The 22,699-nt window shown below is 64.7% G+C and carries 24 protein-coding genes; 11 read left to right on the top strand and 13 right to left on the bottom strand.

Going from position 1 to position 22,699, the window contains the following annotated elements; translation table 11 throughout:
- Positions 1-157: 157 nt before the first annotated feature.
- On the bottom strand, positions 158-667 hold the full coding sequence (locus tag QQS38_RS18740; RefSeq protein ID WP_479646847.1) for a flavin reductase family protein: 510 nt from the start codon (positions 665-667) through the stop codon (positions 158-160).
- A gap of 286 nt (positions 668-953) precedes the next feature.
- Between QQS38_RS18740 and msrA the strand changes: the two genes are divergently transcribed.
- On the top strand, positions 954-1,505 hold the full coding sequence (gene msrA, locus QQS38_RS18735; protein ID WP_479646846.1) for a peptide-methionine (S)-S-oxide reductase MsrA: 552 nt from the start codon (positions 954-956) through the stop codon (positions 1,503-1,505).
- 66 nt (positions 1,506-1,571) lie between these two features.
- On the opposite strand, the gene QQS38_RS18730 is transcribed toward msrA, so the two are convergent.
- The 3 genes from QQS38_RS18730 to pdxH all read right to left on the bottom strand — a co-directional run bounded on the left by QQS38_RS18730 (position 1,572) and on the right by pdxH (position 4,828).
- Positions 1,572-2,753 carry a DUF72 domain-containing protein gene (locus QQS38_RS18730; RefSeq protein WP_479646845.1) on the bottom strand — a complete coding sequence of 394 codons (1,182 nt, stop codon included), beginning with the start codon at positions 2,751-2,753 and terminating at the stop codon, positions 1,572-1,574.
- A 35-nt stretch (positions 2,754-2,788) separates the two neighbouring features.
- Positions 2,789-4,009 (bottom strand): class I SAM-dependent methyltransferase, encoded by a 1,221-nt coding sequence (locus tag QQS38_RS18725; protein WP_479646844.1) that lies wholly within the window; start codon positions 4,007-4,009, stop codon positions 2,789-2,791.
- A gap of 180 nt (positions 4,010-4,189) precedes the next feature.
- Positions 4,190-4,828 (bottom strand): pyridoxamine 5'-phosphate oxidase, encoded by a 639-nt coding sequence (pdxH, locus tag QQS38_RS18720; RefSeq protein ID WP_479646843.1) that lies wholly within the window; start codon positions 4,826-4,828, stop codon positions 4,190-4,192.
- Between the two features lie 188 nt (positions 4,829-5,016).
- On the opposite strand from pdxH, the gene QQS38_RS18715 reads away from it, so the two are divergent.
- Positions 5,017-5,898: a tRNA threonylcarbamoyladenosine dehydratase gene (locus QQS38_RS18715; protein ID WP_479646842.1), complete on the top strand. Its 882-nt coding sequence runs from the start codon at positions 5,017-5,019 to the stop codon at positions 5,896-5,898.
- A gap of 78 nt (positions 5,899-5,976) precedes the next feature.
- Here the strand turns inward: QQS38_RS18715 and trxA are convergent, their stop codons facing one another.
- The 4 genes from trxA to tsaE all read right to left on the bottom strand — a co-directional run bounded on the left by trxA (position 5,977) and on the right by tsaE (position 10,064).
- Positions 5,977-6,825 (bottom strand): thioredoxin, encoded by an 849-nt coding sequence (trxA, locus tag QQS38_RS18710; RefSeq protein ID WP_479646841.1) that lies wholly within the window; start codon positions 6,823-6,825, stop codon positions 5,977-5,979.
- Between the two features lie 124 nt (positions 6,826-6,949).
- On the bottom strand, positions 6,950-7,831 hold the full coding sequence (locus tag QQS38_RS18705; RefSeq protein WP_479646840.1) for a pirin family protein: 882 nt from the start codon (positions 7,829-7,831) through the stop codon (positions 6,950-6,952).
- A gap of 119 nt (positions 7,832-7,950) precedes the next feature.
- On the bottom strand, positions 7,951-9,534 hold the full coding sequence (locus tag QQS38_RS18700; RefSeq protein WP_479646839.1) for an N-acetylmuramoyl-L-alanine amidase: 1,584 nt from the start codon (positions 9,532-9,534) through the stop codon (positions 7,951-7,953).
- On the bottom strand, positions 9,516-10,064 hold the full coding sequence (tsaE, locus tag QQS38_RS18695) for a tRNA (adenosine(37)-N6)-threonylcarbamoyltransferase complex ATPase subunit type 1 TsaE (protein WP_479646838.1): 549 nt from the start codon (positions 10,062-10,064) through the stop codon (positions 9,516-9,518). The genes QQS38_RS18700 and tsaE overlap by 19 nt, the downstream gene beginning before the upstream one ends.
- Before the next feature lie 17 nt (positions 10,065-10,081).
- On the opposite strand from tsaE, the gene queG reads away from it, so the two are divergent.
- The 5 genes from queG (at position 10,082) to plsY (ending at position 14,140) form a co-directional block, all read left to right on the top strand.
- Positions 10,082-11,317, top strand: coding sequence for a tRNA epoxyqueuosine(34) reductase QueG (gene queG / locus QQS38_RS18690; protein ID WP_479646837.1), 1,236 nt, complete (start codon positions 10,082-10,084; stop codon positions 11,315-11,317).
- 27 nt (positions 11,318-11,344) lie between these two features.
- On the top strand, positions 11,345-11,830 hold the full coding sequence (locus tag QQS38_RS18685; protein ID WP_479646836.1) for a methylated-DNA--[protein]-cysteine S-methyltransferase: 486 nt from the start codon (positions 11,345-11,347) through the stop codon (positions 11,828-11,830).
- 77 nt (positions 11,831-11,907) lie between these two features.
- Positions 11,908-12,834, top strand: coding sequence for a site-specific tyrosine recombinase XerD (xerD, locus tag QQS38_RS18680; protein ID WP_479646928.1), 927 nt, complete (start codon positions 11,908-11,910; stop codon positions 12,832-12,834).
- Between the two features lie 76 nt (positions 12,835-12,910).
- A complete protein-coding gene (gene ybaK / locus QQS38_RS18675) occupies positions 12,911-13,402 on the top strand; it encodes a Cys-tRNA(Pro) deacylase (RefSeq protein ID WP_479646835.1) in 492 nt (163 codons plus the stop codon).
- A gap of 87 nt (positions 13,403-13,489) precedes the next feature.
- Complete coding sequence (gene plsY, locus QQS38_RS18670; RefSeq protein WP_479646834.1) at positions 13,490-14,140, top strand: glycerol-3-phosphate 1-O-acyltransferase PlsY; 651 nt, start codon at positions 13,490-13,492, stop codon at positions 14,138-14,140.
- A gap of 40 nt (positions 14,141-14,180) precedes the next feature.
- Here plsY and QQS38_RS18665 read toward each other — a convergent pair whose 3' ends face one another.
- Positions 14,181-14,666: a YajQ family cyclic di-GMP-binding protein gene (locus tag QQS38_RS18665; RefSeq protein WP_479646833.1), complete on the bottom strand. Its 486-nt coding sequence runs from the start codon at positions 14,664-14,666 to the stop codon at positions 14,181-14,183.
- A 238-nt stretch (positions 14,667-14,904) separates the two neighbouring features.
- Between QQS38_RS18665 and murB the strand changes: the two genes are divergently transcribed.
- Positions 14,905-15,939, top strand: a complete 1,035-nt coding sequence (gene murB / locus QQS38_RS18660; protein WP_479646832.1) for a UDP-N-acetylmuramate dehydrogenase — start codon at positions 14,905-14,907, stop codon at positions 15,937-15,939.
- 55 nt (positions 15,940-15,994) lie between these two features.
- On the opposite strand, the gene argF is transcribed toward murB, so the two are convergent.
- The gene (gene argF, locus QQS38_RS18655; protein ID WP_479646831.1) at positions 15,995-16,924 is read right to left on the bottom strand and encodes an ornithine carbamoyltransferase; all 930 of its coding nucleotides are present in this window, start codon (positions 16,922-16,924) and stop codon (positions 15,995-15,997) included.
- Between the two features lie 235 nt (positions 16,925-17,159).
- Between argF and QQS38_RS18650 the strand changes: the two genes are divergently transcribed.
- Positions 17,160-17,489 carry a DUF3579 domain-containing protein gene (locus QQS38_RS18650; RefSeq protein WP_479646830.1) on the top strand — a complete coding sequence of 110 codons (330 nt, stop codon included), beginning with the start codon at positions 17,160-17,162 and terminating at the stop codon, positions 17,487-17,489.
- Between the two features lie 207 nt (positions 17,490-17,696).
- Here QQS38_RS18650 and rpsT read toward each other — a convergent pair whose 3' ends face one another.
- The gene (rpsT, locus tag QQS38_RS18645; RefSeq protein ID WP_479646829.1) at positions 17,697-17,975 is read right to left on the bottom strand and encodes a 30S ribosomal protein S20; all 279 of its coding nucleotides are present in this window, start codon (positions 17,973-17,975) and stop codon (positions 17,697-17,699) included.
- A 554-nt stretch (positions 17,976-18,529) separates the two neighbouring features.
- Here rpsT and murJ point away from each other — a divergent pair.
- Both murJ and QQS38_RS18635 read left to right on the top strand, forming a co-directional pair.
- Positions 18,530-20,080 (top strand): murein biosynthesis integral membrane protein MurJ, encoded by a 1,551-nt coding sequence (gene murJ, locus QQS38_RS18640; RefSeq protein WP_479646828.1) that lies wholly within the window; start codon positions 18,530-18,532, stop codon positions 20,078-20,080.
- 5 nt (positions 20,081-20,085) lie between these two features.
- The gene (locus tag QQS38_RS18635; RefSeq protein ID WP_479646827.1) at positions 20,086-20,925 is read left to right on the top strand and encodes a SirB1 family protein; all 840 of its coding nucleotides are present in this window, start codon (positions 20,086-20,088) and stop codon (positions 20,923-20,925) included.
- A 128-nt stretch (positions 20,926-21,053) separates the two neighbouring features.
- Here QQS38_RS18635 and QQS38_RS18630 read toward each other — a convergent pair whose 3' ends face one another.
- Both QQS38_RS18630 and adk read right to left on the bottom strand, forming a co-directional pair.
- A complete protein-coding gene (locus QQS38_RS18630) occupies positions 21,054-21,812 on the bottom strand; it encodes a 3-hydroxyacyl-CoA dehydrogenase (protein ID WP_479646826.1) in 759 nt (252 codons plus the stop codon).
- A 154-nt stretch (positions 21,813-21,966) separates the two neighbouring features.
- Positions 21,967-22,629, bottom strand: coding sequence for an adenylate kinase (gene adk, locus QQS38_RS18625; protein WP_479646825.1), 663 nt, complete (start codon positions 22,627-22,629; stop codon positions 21,967-21,969).
- Between the last annotated feature and the right edge of the window lie 70 nt (positions 22,630-22,699).

The following is a 22,699-nucleotide window of genomic DNA, read 5'->3' as shown; positions in this document are numbered from 1 at the left end:
AACCGCTTCGTCGTGGCGCCTGGCGGGGCGAGCCGGCGTTACGGCACGCAAGCGACTTGGGTGTGATCGCGGGCCCCGGTGGCGCGGCCGTCGTAGCGATGAAAGTTACGCGATCCGCGCCCCGAGCATCGCTGCGGCGCTAAAGGCCGAGGGGAGCCTAGAGCGGCTTGACCTCGTGAAACGCCCCGCCATGAAAAATGAGCGGGGCGATTTCGTCGGCGTTCGGATGCACGCCGCAGCGTTCGACTTCGCCGACGAAGATCACGTGGTCGCCTTCCTCGTAACGGCTACGGTTGTGGCACTCGAACCACGCGAGCGCACCGTCGAGCACCGGCATGCCCGTATCGCTGGCCGCATGCGAGACGCCGGCGAAGCGGTCGCCCTTCACCGTTGCGAAGCGTTTGCACAGATCGAGCTGCTCGGCCGCCAGCACGTTGACCACGTAATGGCTGTTCATCTGGAACACGGGCATCGAAGCCGATTTCGTGGCGAGACTCCAGAGCACGAGCGGTGGGTTGAGCGATACCGAGTTGAAGGAGCTGGCCGTGATACCGATCAGTTGCCCCGAAGGCGCGCGCGTCGTGATGACCGTCACGCCTGTAGCGAACTGACCGAGCGCGCGGCGGAAGGCGGCGACGTCGAAATTCGGAGGGCTCGCGCGTTTCATAGGGCCGCGGCTCCGGTTGGCGAGGCTGCCACCGCAGGCAACCCATACGAGAGCGCAGGCGAAAAGAAGAAGTCCAAAATTGAAATTTCGTTGCGTGAGCTGGCGAGTAAGCTGAGATTTTAAAGGAATCGGGGCATCTTGCCGCACCTGGCATCCGCGCCGTCGCCGTCGAGCGCAGATCGCCGTCGCAGGTTGTCTCAAAACGCACTAAGCTTGACTGTCTGAGTGCAGCGCGCGAGCGCTCGCGCGCTGCCGGTGTCGTGCTTGAAATAGGAGAGCGAAAGCCATGAGTCAGACGAGCGAAACCGCCACGTTGGGCGGCGGATGCTTCTGGTGCCTGGAGGCCGTCTACGTCGATGTCGAGGGAGTGAAGGGCGTCGAATCGGGCTACGCGGGCGGCGCGCTGGCGCATCCGACGTACGAGCAGGTGTGCGACGGTGGGACCGGGCACGCCGAGGTGGTCAAAATCGAGTTCGATCCTGCGCAGATCAGCTATCACGAGATTTTGAAGATCTTTTTTGCAATCCACGATCCGACGCAACTGAACCGGCAGGGGAACGACGTGGGCGAGCAGTATCGATCGGTCATCTTTACGCATGACGATCGCCAGCGCGACATCGCGCTCGAGGCGATTCGCGAGCTCGAGCGCGACAATGTCTACGACGCGCCGATCGTCACGCGGGTCGAACCGCTCGACGGCAATTACTGGCCGGCCGAACCCTATCATCAGCGTTATTTCGCGCAGCATCCCGAGCAAGGCTATTGCACGTTCGTGGTCGCACCGAAGGTGGCCAAATTCCGTGCGAAGTTCGCGAGTTGGATGCGCCCTGGCGCGTGAGTCGGCCCCGGCGCGCGCCGTGCCTACGATGCCGGCCGCCGGGCCGGCGCCGCAGCCCGCTCGTGCCTATGCCGCCGCCTCGCCCCCGCTCGGCCGCGCCTCGTCGCGCAACCGCGCGTAAGCCGCGGCGATTTCGCGTGCGAGCGCGGCGCAGGTCAGCGGCGCCGACCCCTCCGCTTTATTGTTCGTGACGATCAGCACGGGCTGGCCCGCGATGGCATACCGGGCGGCTAGTTCCGCGAGCGCGGCGCGCGTTGCCGGGTCTTCGTCGACCAGCTTGTCGAACGGTTCGTACTTGGCCTTCGCTTGTTCATACTTGAAGCCCCCATGCAGGCTCCAGCGCACGATGAGCGGCCCTCGCGGCGCGTCGCCGTCGAGCAGCGCAAGGGCCGCCGCCTGGCGCAACGGTTCGGGCATGCGCGCATGCAGCCCGACGCAATAGCGCACGCCGCGTTCGCGCAGCATGCGGATCAAACGCGGTGTAAGCAGGCAGGCATCGCGGATTTCCAACGCGTAGCAGGGATCGGATGCGTTGGCCGGATCCGCGCTGAACGAGGGTAACGGGGGCAGCGCGTCGAAGAACGCACCGAGTCTGTCGACGAACGCGGCGGGATCGGCCAGGATGCGCTCGGGTAATGGCGGGAATTGGAACACGAGCGCTCCCGCTTTCGCGCCGAGCCCTTCCAAGCAAGGTGCGACGAATTCACGGGTGGCGAGGTGCGCGTCGAGGAAGCAGGGATTGTCGGCGATCGGCGCGCCGCGTTCGGCCCGCAGCGTCGCATCGGTCACCGAGGCAGGCGCCTTGATGACGAAGCGAAAGTCGTCTGGAACCTGTTGCGCATAGCGTAGATAGTCGGTCACGGAAAGCGGCGCGTAAAACGAACGGTCGATGCTGACCGTGCGCAGCAGCGGGTGCGCACCGTACGCGCCAAGGCCGTCGCGCGCGAGCTTGGCGTCGCTATAGGCTTGCCCATAGACGATGCCTTCCCAACCAGGAAAAGACCACGAAGAGGTGCCCAGACGCACCAGCCGCGGCAGCGCCTGCGCCGCTTCCGCTACTTCGGGGCAGGGGGGCGCAGGCAGCACGGCTCGAGCGCGGCGCAGCCTCTGGCCGGGCGTGTCCTCGCCGGCGGCGGCGCCGCGGCCGCTCGTGCGCGGATTGGGCGCGCAAGGCGACGCCGGCTGAGGCGAGCCGGCCTGCGAATCGCCGAATAAATCGAATTGCGGGTCGTCGTTCTCTTCTGCCATCGAATGCGGGGCCCGCCCATGGGCCCAATTCCACGCTATGCGCCAAGCGGCCGATCGTACATGTAGCGGCGCGACCAAGGCAACGTTTGGGCGCTGCGGCCGGCTTTACGGCAGACGATTTGGAACAGCGAGACGTCGTCGTGTTCGAAGGCATAGGCGCAGCCCGCAAGATACACGCGCCAAATGCGGAACTTCTCCTCGTCGACGAGCCCTTTCAACGTTTCGCTCTTGGCCTCGAAGTTCTCGGTCCAGATTTCGAGCGTGCGCGCGTAATGGCGCCGCAAGCTTTCGGCGTCGAGCGCCTCGAGACCGCCGCGCTGCATTGCTTCGAGCGCGAGGCTGATATGCGGCAGCTCGCCGTCGGGGAACACGTACCGATCGATGAAATCGCCGCCGCCGAGCGCCGTTTCGCCGCTGTCGTAATCGGTCGAAGTGATGCCGTGGTTCATGGCGATGCCGTCGTCGGTGAGCAATTCGCGAATCTTGCCGAAATAGACCGGCAGATTCTTACGCCCGACGTGCTCGAACATGCCGACGCTCGTGATACGGTCGAATTGGCCTTCGATATCGCGATAGTCTTGCAAACGGATTTCAATCCTATCGGCGAGGCCTGCCGCTTTCACGCGTTCGGTGGCCAAGTCGAATTGATTCTGCGACAGCGTCACGCCTACGCAACGCGCGCCGAACTTGCTCGCCGCGCGCAACACGAGGGCGCCCCAGCCGCAGCCGATGTCGAGCAGGCTGTGGCCCGGTTGAACTTGGATCTTCGTGAGGATGTGATCGATCTTTTTGATCTGCGCGGTAGCCAAATCTTCGTCGCCGTTCTCGAAGTAGGCGCACGAATAGACCATGTTCTCGTCGAGCCAAAGCTTGTAGAACTCGTTCGAGACATCGTAGTGATACTGGATCGCTTTCTTATCCGACGCTTTCGTGTGATTGAAATAGCGCCGCACCCGGGCTAACTTGCTCGCGCTCGTCACGGTACTTTTGGCGAGCGAATAGCCGATCGTGATGATGTCCGAGAGCTTGCCCTCGATGTCGATCTTGCCTTTCACGTAGGCTTCGCCGAGATTGTCGAGACTTGGCTCGAGCAAAAGCGGCAATGCCGAAGCGGTATTGACCTTGAGCGTGACTTGCGGCGCGGCGAAACTGCCGAAGTCGAGTTGCTGCCCATTCCATAAGACGAGACGCGCCGGCAGGTTCGTCTTGTCGCGTACGTCGTCCACCCACTGCGCTAGCTTTTTCTCCCAGAACATGCGTTTTCTCCGTATTCGTCGTTGAAAATGCAAAGCAGAGCAAAGCAGCCGTCCGCAGCTCGCGCGCGAACGCGGGCGGCGATTTCGATTTCTTGCAGCGACGCGAGGGCGGCACGCCCTAGCGCACGACGCTCGCGGCCGGAGAACCCGGGGACTTCGTGCGGCGTATCGCGCTCGCCGTCAAGGCGCAAGGCGCGAGATGCGCCAGTCGCCGGCACTCTCGCGCGTGTAAAGGATCCGGTCGTGCAGCCGCGACGGCCGTCCTTGCCAAAATTCGATGGTCTCGGGCACGAGCCGGTAGCCGCCCCAGTGCGGCGGGCGCGGCGGGTTTTCGCCGAAGCGTTCGGCGAACGATTTTTCGCGCGCTTCGAGCAACGCCCGGCTCTGGATCGGACGGCTTTGCTCCGACGCCCATGCGCCGATGCGCGAGCCGAGCGGACGCGAATGGAAGTACGCGTCGCTTTCGTCGGCGCCGGTCTTGACCACGGTGCCCTCGACACGCACTTGGCGTTCGAGCTCGATCCAATAGAACAGCAGGCTCGCGTGCGGATTGACCGCCAAATCGGCGCCCTTGCGGCTTTCGTAGTTCGTGAAGAAGACAAAGCCCCGTTCGTCCACACCCTTGATAAGCAGGATTCGCGCCGAGGGATAGCCGCGCGCGTCCACGGTGGCGAGCGTCATCGTATTCGGTTCGGGCAGCTGCGCATCGAGCGCTTGCTTGAACCAAGCCTCGAATTGGCGGATCGGATCGGCCTCGACGCTCGTTTCATCGAGCGAGCCGCGGGCATAGTCTTTACGGAGATCGGAGAGGGTAGTCATATTCTTATGTGACCGCTTCAGTCGGGGGTCAGTATAGCCAACCCGGGGAAAACGTGCCGCGTGCCGATCGGCCGCAATGAGCGGATCGGCGCCGGGTTCGCCGGCGCGCCGCGCCGGAGGGGCGTAAGCGGTTCGGCGCGGGCCGATGAGGCACAATACGAGCTTCGTTCGCATCATTGTCACGCACCATGCCCAGCCTTCACGCCACAGCGCTCAATCCGGATCTTACTCCCGCGCCGGCGCTTGTCGACGCACCCGAAGCCGCGGACCGCGAGCGCCGCTTCGGCGGCGTCGCGCGGCTTTACGGGCCGAGCGCGCTCGCGGCGTTCGAACGCTCGCATGTGGCCGTGATCGGCATCGGCGGGGTGGGCTCTTGGGCCGTCGAGGCGCTGGCGCGCAGCGCGGTGGGCAAGCTGACGCTGATCGACCTCGACAACGTGGCCGAGAGCAATACCAACCGCCAGATCCACGCGCTCGACGGCAATTACGGGAAGCCGAAAGTCGATGCCATGGCCGAGCGCGTCGCGCTCATCGACAGGCAGTGTCAGGTGGTGCGTGTCGAGGACTTCGTCGATCCGGAGAACTTCGACGCGTTGCTCGGCGGCGGCTTCGATTATGTCGTCGACGCGATCGACAGTGTGCGCACCAAAACGGCGCTGATCGCGTGGTGCGTCGCGCACGGGCAGCCGCTCGTCACCGTGGGCGGGGCCGGCGGCCAATTCGATCCGACGCGAATCCGGATCGATGACCTCGCGCTGACGATTCAAGACCCGCTGCTTTCGAAGGTGCGCGCTCAGTTGCGCAAGCTGCACGGCTTTCCGCGCGGGCCCAAGGCGAAGTTCAAGGTCAGCGCGGTGTATTCGGACGAGCCGCTCGTCTACCCCGAAGCGGCCGTTTGCGATATGGACGACGTCGCTCAGCACGTCACGACCTCGCCCGGGCATGCGGGGCCTGTGGGGCTGAATTGCGCGGGGTTCGGCTCGAGCGTCTGCGTGACCGCGAGCTTTGGATTTGCCGCCGCGGCCCACGTACTGCGCACATTGGCCAGAACGGCGAACGCCGCCGCCTGAGGGGCGGCGGCTAACGGTTTTCGCGCGATACGGCCGGCTAGCGGGGCCGTTGGGGCGCAGCGGGGAGCCGCGGCTGCGTCAATGCAGCGCAGCGCTGAGCTTGCGGCGCCACGCGGCGACGAGTTCGTGGTCGTGCGCCGCCAAGTCGAACACCGACAGCATGGTCTTGCGGCCGATATCGTCCCGGAACGCGCGGTCGCGCTTGACGATTTCGAGCAGATGGCCGAGCGCCGGTTCGTACACGCGCCGCGCAATCAGCGCGTTGGCCAGGTCGAAGCGCGCTTCCAGGTTGGCCGGGTCGGCGGCCACGGCGGCTTCGAGCGCGTCGGTCGGCGGTAGCTCCGCCACTGCATCGAGCGCGTCCAGCCGAGTCTTCAGCGCGTTGTAGCGCACGTCGATGCCCTGCGTCGTCTTCGGCGAAAGCAGCCCCGCTTCGCGGCGCGCGTCCTCGCTCCGATCATCGTCGAGCAAGAGTTCGATCAGATCGAGCCGTGCCTCGTCGAAGCCCGGATCGAGCGCGAGCGCGGCCAGCAAGTGATCGCGCGCCACCGCGCGCTGGCCTTCTTGCAAGGCATGGAGGGCGGCTCGCCGCTCGATCTGCGCCGGATTCGGCACGATGCGCTCGATAAAGGCGCGCAGTTGGCTTTCGGGCAGCACCCCCGTGAACTGATCGACCGGCCGTCCGCTCGCAAACGCGACCACATGCGGAATGCTGCGCACCTGAAAATGCGCGGCGAGTTGCGGGTTCTCGTCGACGTTGACTTTGACGAGGCGCCAGCGGCCGGCATACTCATGCTCGAGTTTCTCGAGCAGCGGGCCGAGCGCCTTGCACGGGCCGCACCACGGCGCCCAGAAATCGACGAGGACGGGAGCGAGCGCCGAAGCGTCGATCACATCGTTTTCGAAAGTGGCTAGGGTGGTGTTCATGATCTCCCTCGTTAGGCGTTGTTCAATGGCGCAGATAGGGGCCGGCGCACGCCATTTCAACGGTGGGGCGGTTCAGATGGTGGGAGGTCGCAGCGGCCTATGCAGGCGGGCGTCGGGCTGCCCGCTAATGCGACGGGCGCTCGGGAAGCGGGATCCATTCGGTTTCGCCCGGAACCTTCCCCATCGTTTGCGCAGCCCAAGCTTGTTTCGCCCGTGTAATTTTTTCTCGGGAGCTCGCGACGAAATTCCAGTCGATGAAGCGCTCGCCTTCTAGCGGTGCGCCGCCGAGCAGCATCACCGTCGCGCCCGTACGGCTCGATAGCGTGACCGTCTCGCCGGGGACGAGCACGGCCATGTGGGTGGCGGCGAGCGGCTCGCCGTCGAGCGCGAGGTCTCCCTCGACGAGATAGACCCCGCGTTCCTCGTGTTCGGGCTCTAACGCCAGTGCGCCGTCGGAGGAGAAGCTCGCGGCGACGTACAGGGTGGGCGAAAACGTGCGGGTCGGCGCTTGCGCGCCGAAGGCGCTGCCCGCAATGACGGTCAACGTGACCCCGTTGCGTTCGAGTTGCGGCAGCGTGGCCGCCGCGTGATGCTCGAATGCCGGTTCCGTGTCTTCGTCGGCGAGCGGCAGCGCGACCCAGGTCTGGATGCCGTGCAGGATCTGGCCTCGCTCTCGCTCTTCGTCGGGCGTGCGCTCGGAATGGACGATCCCGCGGCCGGCCGTCATCCAATTGACATCGCCCGGCGTGATTTTTTGCACGGAGCCGACGCTGTCGCGATGAAGCATCGCCCCTTCGAACAGATACGTGACGGTTGCGAGGCCAATGTGCGGGTGCGGCCGCACGTCGACTCCGGTGCCGGGCGCATGGCTCGCGGGGCCCATGTGGTCGAAGAAGATGAACGGGCCGACGAGCCGGGCGGCAAGTGCCGGCAGGACGCGGCGAACCGTGAGGCTGCCGATGTCGCGGATGGACGGCTTGAGAAGGGCTTTGACGGATGACGGCAAGACGCGCTCCCTAGAGTGGGCGGATCATTGTACTGCGCCGTACGGCGGGCGGCGCGCCGCGAGCCGCGCCTCACCGCACGCCAAGCCGCGCACAGGCGCGTGCCCCGCTTCCCGCGCCGTCACGCCATCCGATTCTTGGCGAGCGGCGGGTTAGCCGCGAAGTAGCGTTTGATGCCCTTCAGGATCGCGCTCGCCATTTCATTGCGATAGCCGTCGTCGTTCAAACGAGCCTCTTCGTCGGGATTGCTGATGAACGCGGTTTCGACGAGGATCGACGGAATATCGGGCGCTTTGAGCACGGCAAAGCCCGCTTGTTCGACCGAACCCTTGTGCAGCTTGTTGATCTCGCCCACTTCCTTGAGCACGAACGAGCCGTAGCGCAGCGAGTCGCGAATCTGGGCGGTCGTCGACATGTCGAACAACGCGCGGTTGACGGCTTCGTCCGCCGTCTTGACGTTGATGCCGCCGATCAGGTCAGACGAATTCTCCTTGTTGGCCATCCAGCGCGCGGCAGCGCTCGACGCACCGTGCTCGGACAGCGCAAACACCGACGAGCCCCGCGCCTGAGGCGTCGTGAAGGCGTCGGCATGGATCGAGACGAAGAGGTCCGCGCCCACGCGCCGCGCCTTTTGCACGCGCACTTGCAGCGGCACGAAAAAGTCCGCGTCGCGGGTCATCATCGCGCGCATGTTCGGCTGGGCATCGATCATCGCGCGCAGTTTCTTGGCAATGTCGAGCGCCACGTGCTTCTCGTAAGTGCCGGCGCTGCCGATCGCGCCCGGGTCTTCGCCGCCATGTCCCGGATCGATCGCCACGGTCAAGAGCCGTACGGTCTTGCCGGTCTTCGGCGTGGTGAAAGTGTAGGTGTCGCCGTCGCCTTCGGCCAGGCCGTCGCTGCGCGCATTGTCCCCCTCGGGCTTGCGCTGGGCGAAGGCGGGCGGCTGAGCCGGGGGCTTCGCCGGTTTGCGGGCGTTACCGGCGGCGCCGTTCGCGCTCGAGCCGGCAGTGCCCGGCGCGCTCGGCGGCGTGCCCTGCGCATAGCGCTCGAAGAAGGCTTCGCTGTTGTCCGACGCGGGTGGCGGCGGGGCCGTGGGCCCCGCGAGCGGGGCGGGCGCCGGCTGCAGCGCGTTTTCGCTACGCTCATTCTGATTCAAGCGCTTCTCTTTACGCTCGGTCTCCGCCAGCAACTCCATCAGCGGATCGGGCGCGACGGTCGGGTACAGATCGAGGACCAAACGGTAGCGATAGGCGCCGACGGGCGGCAGCGAGAAAACTTGCGGCTTGACCGAGCCCTTCAGATCGAAGACGAGGCGCACGACGTGCGGCTGAAATTGGCCCACACGCACGGCGCGCAGTTGGGGATCGTTCGGCGTGATCTTGGACACGAGATCGCGCAGCGCCTGATCGAGATCGAGGCCGTCCAGATCGACGACGAGGCGGTCGGGTCCTTGCAGCAACTGTTGCGTGGATTGCAGCGGCTGGTCCGACTCGATCGTCACGCGCGTGTAGTCGCGCGCCGGCCAGACGCGCACGCCCAGCACCGAGCTAGCCAGCGCCGAGCGCGCGAGACCGAGCGACGTGGCGAGCCCGACGATGAGCGTGGACGCTCCCGCGCGCAGCATTTGGCGGCGGCGCCAATTATGGGTGGCCGTCGCGGCCGATTCGATCGACCTGAACGGCTTGATCAACATCTTTCGAGACATGCTTTTCCTGATTCGCTGTACGCGCGTGCGTCGAGCAGGCGCCGCTCGTCGTCGAGCGTATCGAGCGCGAAGACCAGATCGGGCGTAGCGAGCAGCGCGCCCGCCTTCTGTGGCCATTCCACGAGGCAAATCGCGCCTCGATCGAAGTATTCGCGAAAACCGGCGTCGGCCCATTCCGCCGGATCGGCGAAGCGGTAGAGATCGAAGTGAAACACTTCGAGCGAGCCGCCTTCGCTAGTTTCGCGCTCGAGCGTGTAGGGCTCGACGAGTGTGTAAGTGGGACTGCGCACTCGGCCCGAATGGCCGAGCCCTGCCAAGATGGCGCGCACGAGCGTGGTCTTGCCGGCGCCTAGATCGCCCAGCAACTGCACATGCAAGCCGGTAAAGCCTTGCGTTCGACGAACCCCGTCGATGGCATGCGCGAAGCGAGCGCCGAATGCGTCGGTGGCCGCGAGGTGATCGAGCGTGAAGCGACGCTCGAGAAGCACTTTCGCGTGTGGAAAAAACGACGGATCGGGCGAGGCGGGCATTCTCGTAAAATAGCGGGATGAAACGAAGTTCCGAACAGGCCGCCGCCGGCACACTTGCGCTGGGCGATGCCGGCCCCGCTACCCAGCCTCTCGACGATGCCGCTTTGGCTGCGCTTGCGCAGCGCATCAAGGCATGGGGCCGCGAACTCGGGTTCGGCGCCGTCGGAATTAGCGACACCGATCTTTCCGACGCCGAAGCGGCGCTGGCCGCTTGGCTCGAGGCGGGTTGCCACGGCGAAATGGATTATATGGCCAAACATGGCGCCAAACGCGCGCGGCCGGCCGAGCTTGTGGCCGGTACGCGACGGGTCATCACCGCCCGGATGGCTTATATGCCCGCGGCGACGCTGGCGCCCGCCGGATCTGAAAGCCCATCGTCAGCTGCGCCGGGCGGCGCGAAGCCCGATTGGCGCGCGCACGAGTGGGCGCGTCTGGCCGATCCGTCGGCGGCAGTGGTTTCGGTTTACGCCCGCGGCCGCGATTACCACAAGGTGCTGCGTCAGCGTCTGCAACGATTGGCCGAGCGCATCGAGGGCGAGGTCGGCGCGTACGGCTATCGCGTGTTCACCGATTCGGCGCCGGTGCTCGAAGTCGCACTTGCGCAAAAGGCCGGCATCGGCTGGCGCGGCAAGCACACGCTGCTGCTCGAGCGCGATGCGGGTTCGCTGTTTTTTCTCGGCGAAATCTACGTCGACGTGCCATTGCCGACCGATGCGCAAAGCGCGCCAGAGCGCGCGACGCGCGAGGCAGGCGCCCATTGCGGGCACTGCACGCGCTGTATCGACGCCTGCCCGACAGGCGCAATCGTCGGGCCGTTTCGGGTCGACGCTCGCCGTTGCATTTCGTATCTGACGATCGAGCTCGAGGGCAGCATCCCCGAGCCGCTGCGCCCGCTGATCGGCAATCGCATCTATGGCTGCGACGATTGTCAGCTCGTGTGCCCGTGGAACAAGTTCGCCCAGGCCGCACCCGTCGACGATTTCGATGTGCGCCACGGGCTCGATCGAGCGCGGCTCGTCGATCTATTTGCGTGGAGCGCCGAAGCGTTCGACGAGCGCATGCAAGGCAGCGCGATCCGGCGCATCGGCCATGAGCGATGGCTGCGCAATTTGGCGGTGGCGATGGGCAACGCGCTGCGGGGCACGCTTGACCCGGATGAAAGAGCGCGCATCGTCGCGGCATTGCGCGCGCGCGCCGACGACGCGTCTCCGCTCGTGCGCGAGCACGTGCATTGGGCGCTCCAAGCGGCGTAAGCTTGTGCCCGTTACCGGAGAGAAGCGATGTACAACGCTGTCGTGACCGCGCCGTTCGGCAAGGTCGGCGTGCAAGTGGACGCTACGGCCGGCTTCGTGCGCGAGATCGTCTATCTGGACGACTCGATCCCCGCAGCGGCACCCGATTCGGCGCTGGCCGAGCAGGCGGCGCGTCAGATCGAGCGCTATCTCGCCGATCCGGCCGCGCCGTTCGAGTTGCCGCTGGCCGATGTCGGCACGCCGTTTCAACGGCGCGTGTGGCAAGCGATGTGCGAGATCCCCCTCGGCAGCGTCCTCACTTACGGTGCGCTCGCGCGGCAGGTTGGCGGCGTGCCGCGCGCGGTAGGGCAAGCGTGCGGCGACAATCCGTTTCCGCTCGTGATTCCATGTCATCGGGTCGTGGGCGCGAGCGGACTCGGCGGGTTCTCGCATCACGGCGGCGACGGCTTCTACCCGCGCGTCAAGCGCTGGCTGCTCATGCACGAGAGCAACCAACTCGCGCTCGCCCTATGAGCGAGACGACTCCGCCCCTGCCCGCGGTCCCGCTCGGCGTTCCGGAGACATCGAACGATGCGGCAGCGCTAGGCGAGATGCCGCCCGATGCCGCTACGCCCGCGCTGCAGTTGCCGTCCAGCAACCAGCGTTCGATCGACGCCTTCGCCGATGCGCTATGGCTCGAGCACGGGCTTGCACGCAACACCCTCGACGCCTATGGGCGCGATCTGCGGCTTTTCGCCGATTGGCTCGCGCGCACGCACGGCGTCGGCATCGATGCGGCCGCCGAGGGGCACGTCAATGGCTACCTCGCGGCGCGCAGCGACGGCAAGACGACTTCGGCCAACCGCCGTCTTTCGGTTTTTCGCCGCTACTACGCGTGGGCGTTGCGCGAGCATCGCGTGGCGAACGATCCGACCATGCGGATTCGCTCCGCGAAGCAAGCGCCGCGCTTTCCGTCGACGTTGACCGAAGCGCAGGTCGAAGCGCTGCTGGCCGCGCCCGACGTCGACACGGCGCTGGGCCTGCGCGATCGCACGATGCTCGAACTCATGTATGCGAGCGGCCTGCGCGTGAGCGAGCTCGTATCGCTCAAAACCGTCGAAGTGGGCTTGAACGAAGGCGTCGTGCGCGTCATGGGCAAGGGTTCGAAGGAGCGGCTCGTTCCGTTCGGCGAAGTGGCCCACGGCTGGATCACGCGCTACCTGCGGCAGGGGCGGCCCGCATTGATGGCCTCGCGCGCGGCCGACGCGCTGTTCGTGACCGCACGCGGCGAAGGAATGACGCGCCAGCAATTCTGGAACATCATCAAGCGGCATGCGCGCGCGGCCGATGTCCGAACGCCGCTTTCGCCGCATACGCTGCGCCATGCGTTCGCGACGCACCTCATCAATCACGGGGCCGATTTACGCGTGGTGCAACTGCTGCTCGGCCATGCCGATATTTCGACGACGCAAATCTATACGCACGTCGCGCGCGAGCGTTTGAAGACACTGCATGCAACCCATCACCCGCGCGGGTGAACCGCTCCCGCGCCCTGGGGCGATGCGCCCGGGCCGCAACGTGAAATAACGACGCCGTTGCGCTTACAATGCGCCGATGAGCAAAAGCAAACATATCTCGGAGACCCAGGCGACGCAGTTCTTGCGGCGCCATAACGTGAGTTTCGGCGAACACCCGTACGACTATGTCGAGCACGGCGGCACGGCCGAGTCGGCGCGTCAGCTCGGCGTGGACGAGCACCTCGTCGTGAAGACGCTCGTCATGGAAGACGAGCACGGAAAACCGCTGATCGTTCTCATGCATGGCGATCGCACGGTGTCGACCAAGAACCTCGCGCGGCAAATCGGTGCAAAGCGCATCGAGCCGTGCAAGCCGGAGGTCGCCAATCGCCACTCGGGTTATCTCGTCGGCGGCACCTCGCCGTTCGGCACGAAGAAGACGATGCCGGTCTACGTCGAATCGAGCATTCTAGAACTCGATTCGATCTATCTGAACGGCGGACGTCGCGGCTACCTCGTCAGTCTCGCGCCCTCGGTGTTGACCGCGTTGCTCGATGCGCGGCCGGTGCAGTGCGCGAGCGTCGAATGAACCGTGCGTCGCGAGCTGCGAGCCGCGTAGAATGAGCCGCCCGCGCGTTTACCGGGCGTTGCCCGTCAAATCGAAAGAGTGTCGTTTATGCAAATGTTGATCGCTACCGTTGCCGCATACCTGATCGGATCGATCTCGTTCGCCGTGATCGTCAGCGCCGCCATGGGGCTGGCCGATCCGCGTTCCTATGGATCGAAGAACCCCGGCGCGACGAACGTCCTGCGCAGCGGCAACAAGGCCGCCGCCGTCCTCACGCTGCTCGGCGATGCGTTCAAGGGCTGGTTGGCCGTTTGGCTCGTGGCCCGCATCGGCCCGCGCTACGGCCTTGACGACACGGCCGTGGCGCTGGCCGCGATCGCCGTCTTTCTCGGGCATCTGTATCCCGTCTTTTTCAAGTTCAAGGGCGGCAAGGGCGTGGCGACCGCTGCGGGCGTGCTGCTTGCCATCCACCCGGTGCTCGGCCTTTCGACCGTGCTGACCTGGCTCATCATCGCGTTCTTCTTTCGGTATTCGTCGTTCGCCGCGATTGTCGCCGCCGTCTTCGCGCCGCTGTTCGACCTGTTCCTATTCGGCCCCAATCGCATCGCTTGGGCCGTGTTCGCCATGAGCGCGCTGCTCCTGTGGCGTCATCGCGCCAACATAGCCAAGCTGATCGCCGGCACCGAAAGCCGGATCGGAGAGAAGAAGGCGGCCGGCGCGAAGCGCGATGGCGGCGCCGCCCACGCGCGCAAGCACTGAGAGCCGGGCGGGCACGCCGGGCGGGCGCCCGCCGAACGCGTCAGTCGCGGAAGTTGTTGAAGTCGAGCGGCGTGTCGGTTACGTCCTTGCGCAGCATGGCAATGACGCTTTGCAGATCGTCTCGCTTGGTGCCCGTCACGCGCACGGCGTCGCCCTGAATGCTGGCCTGCACTTTGATCTTGCTGTCTTTCACGAGCTTGACGATTTTCTTCGCGAGATCGCCCGAGACGCCCTTCTTGACGGTGACGACCTGCTTGACCTTATCGCCCCCGATCTTCTCGATCTTGCCGTAGTCGAGAAAGCGCACATCGACGTTGCGTTTGGCCATCTTCGATAGCACCACGTCTTTGACTTGGCCGAGCTTGAAGTCGTCGTCGGCGAACATCGTCAGTTCGCGTTCCTTTTGCTCCACTCGCGCGTCCGATCCCTTGAAATCGAAGCGCGTGGAGATTTCCTTGTTGGATTGCTCGATCGCGTTCTTGACCTCGATCATATTGGCTTCGCAGACGACATCGAACGACGGCATATTCGTTTCTCCAGACTGTGTGTGGGACGGCTGCGCAACGCTAGAAGCGCCGACGGCCGCCGCAATGGCTTGCATGCGTGCGCAGCCGTGGCACGGCGCGCACTCGCTATAATCACGACCGACCGCTATTTTACCGACGCCTTTCTTCCGAGAAAACGCCGGACGGGCATCGCGCAGCGACATGCATCGCATTGTGCGACTGTTTGTCCGGCTGCACACACGAGCGCGCCCTCTGCCGATGTCCGTTTCCGATTCCGTACCGCCCCTTTTGCCCCACTACCCCTTGCGTGCGCACAACACGTTCGGTCTCGAGGCGTATGCGCGCTGGTTCTGCCGCATCGAATCGCCCGAGCAGTTCTCGGCCGTCTTGTGCGATCCGCGCGTGGCGGGCTTATCGCAGTTGGTGCTCGGCGGCGGCAGCAACATCGTCCTCACGCGCGATTTCGAGGGCGTTGCGATGCTCGTTTGCCTTGCGGGCAAACGTCTCGTGCGGGAAGACGACCAAGCTTGGTATGTCGAAGCGGCCGCGGGGGAAAACTGGCACGAGTTCGTTGCGTGGACGCTCGCGCAGGGGCTGCCGGGCCTCGAAAACCTTGCGCTGATCCCCGGGACGGTGGGGGCCGCGCCGGTTCAAAACATCGGCGCTTACGGGCTGGAGATGGCCGAGCGTTTCGCCTCGCTGCGCGCCGTGGAACTCGCGACGGGCGAAACCCACGCACTCGATGCGGCGCAGTGCCGCTTCGGTTATCGAGATAGTTTTTTCAAGCGGGAAGGGCGCGGGCGCTTCGCGATCATCTCCGTTACGTTCCGCTTGCCGAAGGCGTGGACGCCGCGCGCGGAGTACGCCGATCTCGCGCGCGCCCTTCAAGCCTCTGGCGCCGAACCGTCGCCGCAGGCGATCTTCGATACGGTGGTGGCGGTGCGTCGCGCGAAATTGCCCGATCCTGCGCAGCTTGGCAACGCCGGCAGCTTCTTCAAGAATCCGGTTGTCGACGCGCCGACGTTCGAAGCGCTGCGTGCAAGCGAGCCGCACATCGTGTCCTATCGGCAAGCCGACGGGTGCTTCAAATTGGCGGCCGGCTGGCTCATCGATCGGTGCGGCTGGAAGGGGCGGGCGATCGGCGCGGCGGCAGTGCACGAGCGACAGGCGCTCGTGCTCGTGAACCGCGGCGGCGCGACGGGTGCGCAAGTGCTCGCGCTCGCGCAAGCCATCCAGGAAGACGTTCGCGCGCGTTTCGGCGTTTGCCTCGAAATCGAGCCCGTGGTGATCTGAACGCCAGCACGACGGAACGACGGGACGATAGAGCCCGCTCGATCCGCCGAGGCCGTTAGTGGTTGAGCTTGCCGAGCAGCAAGAACTCCATCAGCGCCTTTTGAACATGCAGCCGGTTTTCGGCTTCGTCCCATACGACGCTTTGCGGGCCATCGATGACTTCGGCGCTCACTTCCTCGCCGCGGTGTGCGGGCAGGCAGTGCATGAACAGCGCGTCGGAGCGTGCGCGTCCCATCATGTCCGCATCGACGCACCATTGCGCGAACGCGGCCTTGCGCGCCTCGTTCTCGGCTTCGAACCCCATGCTGGTCCAAACGTCGGTGGTGACGAGATCGGCCCCTTCGCATGCGACGTTCGGATCGTCGAATTCCTCGTACGCCGACTCGCTTGCCGGCGCCACGAGCGCCGGGTCGAGCTTATAGCCGGCCGGGGTGGACACGCGCAGCTTGAAGTCGAGAATGTGCGCCGCTTCGATCCACGTGTAGAGCATGTTGTTGGCGTCGCCTACCCAGGCCACGGTCTTGCCGGCGATGGGCCCGCGGTGCTCGTAGAACGTGAAAATGTCGGCAAGCACTTGGCACGGATGATATTCGTTCGTCAGGCCATTGATGACGGGCACGCGCGAATTTTCGGCAAAGCGGCGCAGGATGTCTTGCCCGAAGGTGCGGATCATGATGATGTCGACCATGCGCGAGATCACCTGGGCGGCGTCTTCGATCGGTTCGCCGCGACCGAGCTGAGTATCGCGCGTGCTCATGAACACCGCATGGCCCCCGAGCTGAAAAATGCCGGCTTCGAAGGATAGGCGCGTGCGCGTCGAGTGCTTCTCGAAAATCATCGCGAGCGTGCGGTCGTGCAGCGGGTGATAGGTCTCGTAGTTCTTGAACTTGCGTTTCAGGATGCGCGCACGCTCTAGCACGTACTCGTAGTCGTCCCGAGAAAAGTCGTTGAACTGCAGGTAGTGACGGATTTGTTTGGCGGCCATGAAAACAAATACGGCGGGCTTGACCCGGTGCGCCGGCACCGGACGGCGCCGCCGTCGGATGTGGTAACTCCATGCAGCATAAAGGATTTTTTCCCGTTTGACGAGCCGCCAGGGCGGCCGCCATGGAGCAGCCCCGTTTGTGTGCAGTGCGGCAAAGACCCGCCGCGGTGATATAATCGACGAGTTTTCCCAAGCCCGGCGGGCAGGCTTCGGGCAAGTCTCATGGGTTTCTTACATGGCCGAAGCACCCCACACTGAATACTTCATTCAAGGCGTCACGAAGAACGGAAAGAAGTTCCGTCCAAGTGATTGGTCCGAGCGTCTTGCGGGCGTCATGTCCTGCTACGGCCCGGGCGCCCAAGGTCCCAACGCGCGGCTGCAGTACTCGCGCTACGTTCGTCCCATTCTTCTCGGCGATCTAAAGTGTGTCATCGTCGATTCGCGTCTTCGCGATATCGAGCCGATGGCGTTCGACTTCGTCATGAATTTTGCGAAAGATAACGAACTGGTCGTCACGGAGGCGTGCGAATTGCCCGACGATCACGGGGCGTCCCGACGGAGATAGCCGAATGGCGGCTTGGGGTTCGAGCGAACCTCGAACCTGCCGGGTGCGGCGCCGCACCGAACATGAATCGCTCGAATATCAATGCGCAAAAAGGCCCGCAGTTGCGAACTGCGGGCCTTTTTGCTGATGGGTGCTATTGCTGCGGGCACGCCCGATGGACGTTCCGCGCATGCAGCGAGGCGCCGCGCGCCTCGCTGCGTCGCATCCTTACTGCGCGGCGGCGGCTTGCAGGCCCTTGATGGCTGCTGCCAGGCGGCTCTTGTGGCGCGCGGCCTTGTTCTTGTGAACGATCTTCTTGTCGGCGATGATGTCCATCGTCTTCGACGACGCGCGGAAGAGTTCCGCTGCCTTGGCTTGATCGCCGGCGTCGATCGCCTTGCGAACGGCCTTGAGCGCCGTGCGGTACTTCGAGCGCAGCGCCGAGTTGTGCGAGTTCGCCTTGGCGGCCTGACGGGCGCGCTTGCGTGCTTGTGCGGAGTTAGCCATGAGAGTTCCTTGTCCTGTACTGTTTCGGCGCCCGGCCGGTAGGCCGATCGAGTGCCGCTTTTTGGTCCATACCCCTGGAAGCGATTGCCCAGAGGCGCAAAAAACATCGGCGTAGCGTGTTGACGGGTTTTCGCGCGGTTTTCGCGAATGGCCGTGAACGACGCACGCGCCTAGTCACTGCGCGACACTGCTCGCCGCGAGTCCTTAGCCGGCCTTTCGGGCGGCAACCTAGGCCGACTGAAAACGAGAAAAAGCCGGCTGGCGACCGAGGTCGAGCTTCGAAACGCGCGAGTATAGCAACAAAATCAGGCACCTGGCAAGCGCCGGGCTCATCGCGCATGCTTGCAACCCGCCGCAGCTTTGCGGGTCGAAACGCCCGGATCTCCGTTCGGCCGGGCCGCTTGCGCCCACGGCGCGCTGCCCGCAAGCTGCGCTTGCCGTGACGCGAGCGCATGCTCGCCGATCTCTCGAACCCCGCCGATTCGGCGACGACGCGGCCCGCCGGCTTCCGATACATGTAGCCGCGCCGCGGGTGTCCGTATAATGAGCGCCCCATGAATCTATTCCGAGCCCTGCTGACGGTCAGCGGCTTCACGCTGCTGTCGCGCGTGACCGGTCTGGCCCGCGAAACGCTGATCGCCCGCGCGTTCGGCGCCAGCCAATTCACCGACGCATTTTACGTCGCCTTTCGCATTCCGAACCTGCTGCGGCGCTTGTCCGCGGAAGGCGCGTTCTCGCAGGCTTTCGTGCCGATCCTCGCCGAGTTCAAGAATAGCCAAGGGCACGATGCCACCAAGGCGCTCGTCGATGCCATGTCGACGGTCCTTGCGTGGGCGCTCGCGCTCGTCTCGCTGCTCGGCGTGCTCGGTGCGTCATGGGTCGTCTACGCGGTCGCTTCGGGCCTGCGCGACGACGGGCAGGCTTTCGCGCTTGCGACGTCGATGACGCGCATCATGTTTCCGTACATCATCTTCATTTCGTTGACCACGCTCGCCTCCGGCGTGCTCAACACCTACGGCAGCTTTTCCTTGCCGGCGTTCGCGCCGGTGCTGCTCAACCTCGCGTTCATCGTCGCGGCCGTTTTTGTCGCGCCCCATATGAAAGTGCCGGTGTTCGCCCTTGCATGGGCGGTCATCGTCGGTGGACTGCTGCAGTTTCTCGTGCAACTGCCCGGGCTCCGCAAAATCGACATGGCCCCGCGCATCGGGCTCAATCCGTTCGCGGCGCTCGCACATCGGGGCGTCAAACGCGTGCTGATGAAAATGGTGCCGGCAACCTTCGCGGTGTCCGTCGCCCAATTGAGTCTGATCATCAACACGAATATCGCGTCGCGCTTGGGGCCTGGCGCCGTCTCCTGGATCAACTACGCCGATCGGCTCATGGAGTTTCCGACGGCCTTGCTCGGCGTCGCGCTCGGCACGATCTTGCTGCCGAGTCTGTCGAAGGCGCACGTCGACCAAGATCCGCACGAGTATTCGTCGCTGCTCGATTGGGGTTTGCGGGTGACCTTTCTGCTCGCGGTGCCGAGCGCGCTCGCGCTGTTCGTGTTCGCCGAGCCGCTCACCGCCACCCTCTTCAACTACGGGCACTTCGACGGCCGCTCCGTCGTGATGGTGGCGCGCGCGCTGACAGCCTACGGCGTCGGGTTGATCGGACTCATCTTGATCAAGATTCTCGCGCCGGGTTTCTATGCCAAGCAGGACATCAAGACGCCCGTGAAGATCGGCATCGCCGTGCTGGTCGTCACGCAGTTGTCGAACTACGCGTTCGTGCCGGTGTTCGCCCATGCGGGATTGACGCTCAGCGTCGGGCTCGGCGCTTGCGTCAACGCATCGTTGTTGTTTATCGGATTGCGCCGGCGCGGCATCTACAAGCCGTCGAGCGGTTGGCTGCGCTTTTTCGTGCAGTTGGCCGGCGCCTCGTTGATCCTCGCGGGCGCCATGCATTGGTGCGCGATCAACTTCAACTGGATCGGGCTGCACGCGCGGCCCGCCGCGCGCATTGCATTGCTCGCGGCGTGTGTGGTGCTGTTCGCCGCGCTATATTTCAGTATGCTTTGGCTGATGGGCTTCAAATACGCGTACTTCAGAAGGCGCGCCAAGTGACGGCTATGACTTCCGTTCTCGATTACTTCGCCACCCTCGTTGCCGACGACGACACCCTGCCGCTCACGGAGACGGCGATTTCTCTCGCGCAGGATGCGTACCCCGATCTCGATCTCGAAGCGGTGCTGGCCGAGCTTGACGAGTTGGCGTTGCGCTTGAGGCGGCGCTTGCCCGAGGCTGCGGATCTGACCGAAAGAATCAGCGTATTGAACCGCTTTTTCTTCCGCGAGCTTGGCTTCGCCGGCAATCTGAACGACTACTACGACCCCGACAATAGCCATCTGAATATCGTGCTCAAGCGCCGGCGCGGGATTCCGATTTCGCTCGCGGTGCTCTATCTCGAGTTGGGCGAGCAGATCGGCGTTCCCGTGAAGGGCGTCTCGTTCCCCGGCCATTTCCTGATGCGCGTCACGCTGCCGGAAGGCGATGTCATGCTCGATCCTACGACGGGGCAGTCGCTGTCCGAGGCGCAAATGGTCGACATGCTCGAGCCGTACATCTCGCACACGGAGCAGTCGGTCGGCACGGCGCTGCGCATGTTGCTGCAGCCGGCCACGCCGCGCGAGATTCTCGCGCGCATGCTGCGCAACCTGAAAGCCGTCTACCTGCAAACCGAACGGTGGCAACGGCTGCTTGCGGTGCAGCAACGGCTCGTCGTTTTGCTGCCGGAGAACATCGAGGAAGTGCGCGATCGCGGCTTCGCCTACGCCCGGCTCGATTACTTGCGGCCGGCGCTGGAAGATCTCGAGCGCTATCTGGAGGAGCGGCCCGATGCCGAGGATGCAACGGCGGTCGAATCCCAATTGAGCGAGTTGCGCCAGCGGACGAGCCCCAGCGGCGACTGACCGCCTATGCGCGCGCTGTTGCGCGCGTTGCTCGCTAGCACCGCTTCAGACGACACAACGCCCGCTCGGCGCTTGCGCGCCGGCGGGCGTTTGGCATTCCTGAGGGCGGGGCCGCCGCCTCGGTGAGGTTACTTCGGCTGCATCCGGATGGCGCCGTCCAGACGGATCACTTCCCCGTTGAGCATCGGATTGTCGAAGATCTGCTTCACGAGCATCGCGTACTCGCTGGGTTTGCCGAGCCGAGGCGGGAACGGAACCATGGCGCCAAGCGCATCCTGCACTTCTTTCGGCATGCCGAGCAGCATGGGCGTTTCGAAGATGCCGGGAGCGATCGTCATCACGCGGATCGCATTGCGCGAGAGGTCGCGGGCGATCGGCAGCGTCATGCCCGCCACGCCGCTCTTGGAGGCTGCATACGCGGCTTGCCCGATTTGTCCGTCGAAAGCGGCAACCGAAGCCGTATTGACGATCACGCCGCGCTCGCCGTTCGCGTTGGGCTCGTTCTTCGCCATCGCGGCGGCCGCAAGCCGCAGCATGTTGAATGTGCCGATCAAGTTGATTTCGATCGTGCGCTGGAATTTGTCGAGCGGATGCGGTCCGTCCTTGCCGACCGTCTTGATGGCCGGCGCAACGCCCGCGCAGTTGACGAGCCCGACGAGCGGGCCGAGCCCCGTAGCCGCTTGGACCGCTTGCGTGGCATCGGCCTCGCGGCTGACGTCGCATTTGACGAAGACGCCGCCCAACTCGCTGGCGAGCGCCCGGCCGGCATCTTCGTTCAAATCGGCGATCACGACTTTGCCGCCTTGTTCCGCGAACAGGCGTGCCGTTGCCGCGCCCAAACCCGACGCGCCGCCGGTGATCAAAAATGCGTTGCCGCGAATCTCCATGCTAAAGGCTCCTTACGTGTTCTGAGAGGGTGCATGCCCGGTTCCGCACGGCTCGTGACCGCTTGGTGTTCGGGCCGCCGACGATTGTATACGGTCGCAGGCGCAAAAAAACCCGCCGGCGGGGCGGGTTGCACGGCGTTGCCGGCGCGTTACGTTACTTCAGCGCCTCGAACACGCGCTGACGAATTTCGTCCACGCTGCCAAGGCCGGAGATGCGGCGATATTGCGGGGCGCTCAGGCCATTTTCGATGCCGCGCTGCGCCCATTGCTGATAGTAGTCGACGAGCGGTTTGGTTTGCGCGACGTAGACATCGAGACGCTTCTTCACCGTTTCCTCTTTGTCGTCCTCGCGCTGGACGAGCGGCTCGCCGGTCAGGTCGTCCTTGCCTTCGACCTTGGGCGGGTTGAACTTGACGTGATAGCTGCGGCCCGAAGCCGGGTGCGTGCGGCGGCCGCTCATGCGGACGATGATTTCATCGAAAGGGACGTCGATCTCGAGCACGTAATCGATCGCGACACCGGCGTCTTTCATCGCTTCCGCTTGCGGCAGCGTGCGCGGAAAACCGTCGAACAGATAGCCGTTCTTGCAATCGTCTTGTAGCAGGCGCTCTTTGACGAGGTTGATGATCAGCGTGTCCGGCACGAGTTCGCCCGCGTCCATGTACCGCTTCGCTTCAATGCCGAGCGGTGAGCCCGCCTTGACGGCGGCGCGCAGCATGTCACCGGTCGAAATCTGCGGGATCCCGAATTTTTCTTTGATGTAGTTAGCCTGGGTTCCCTTGCCGGCGCCCGGTGCGCCCAACAGGATCAAACGCATGCTCTTTCTCCGAATCGTGTGTGAATGCTGCGGCGCGAAAAGCAAGACGCAATGGCCAAGCGCAATACGC

This window comes from Trinickia sp. Z7, from assembly GCF_056498045.1.
The sequence above is the reverse complement of the archived record's forward strand: the minus strand, read 5'-3'. Positions and strand labels throughout refer to the sequence as shown.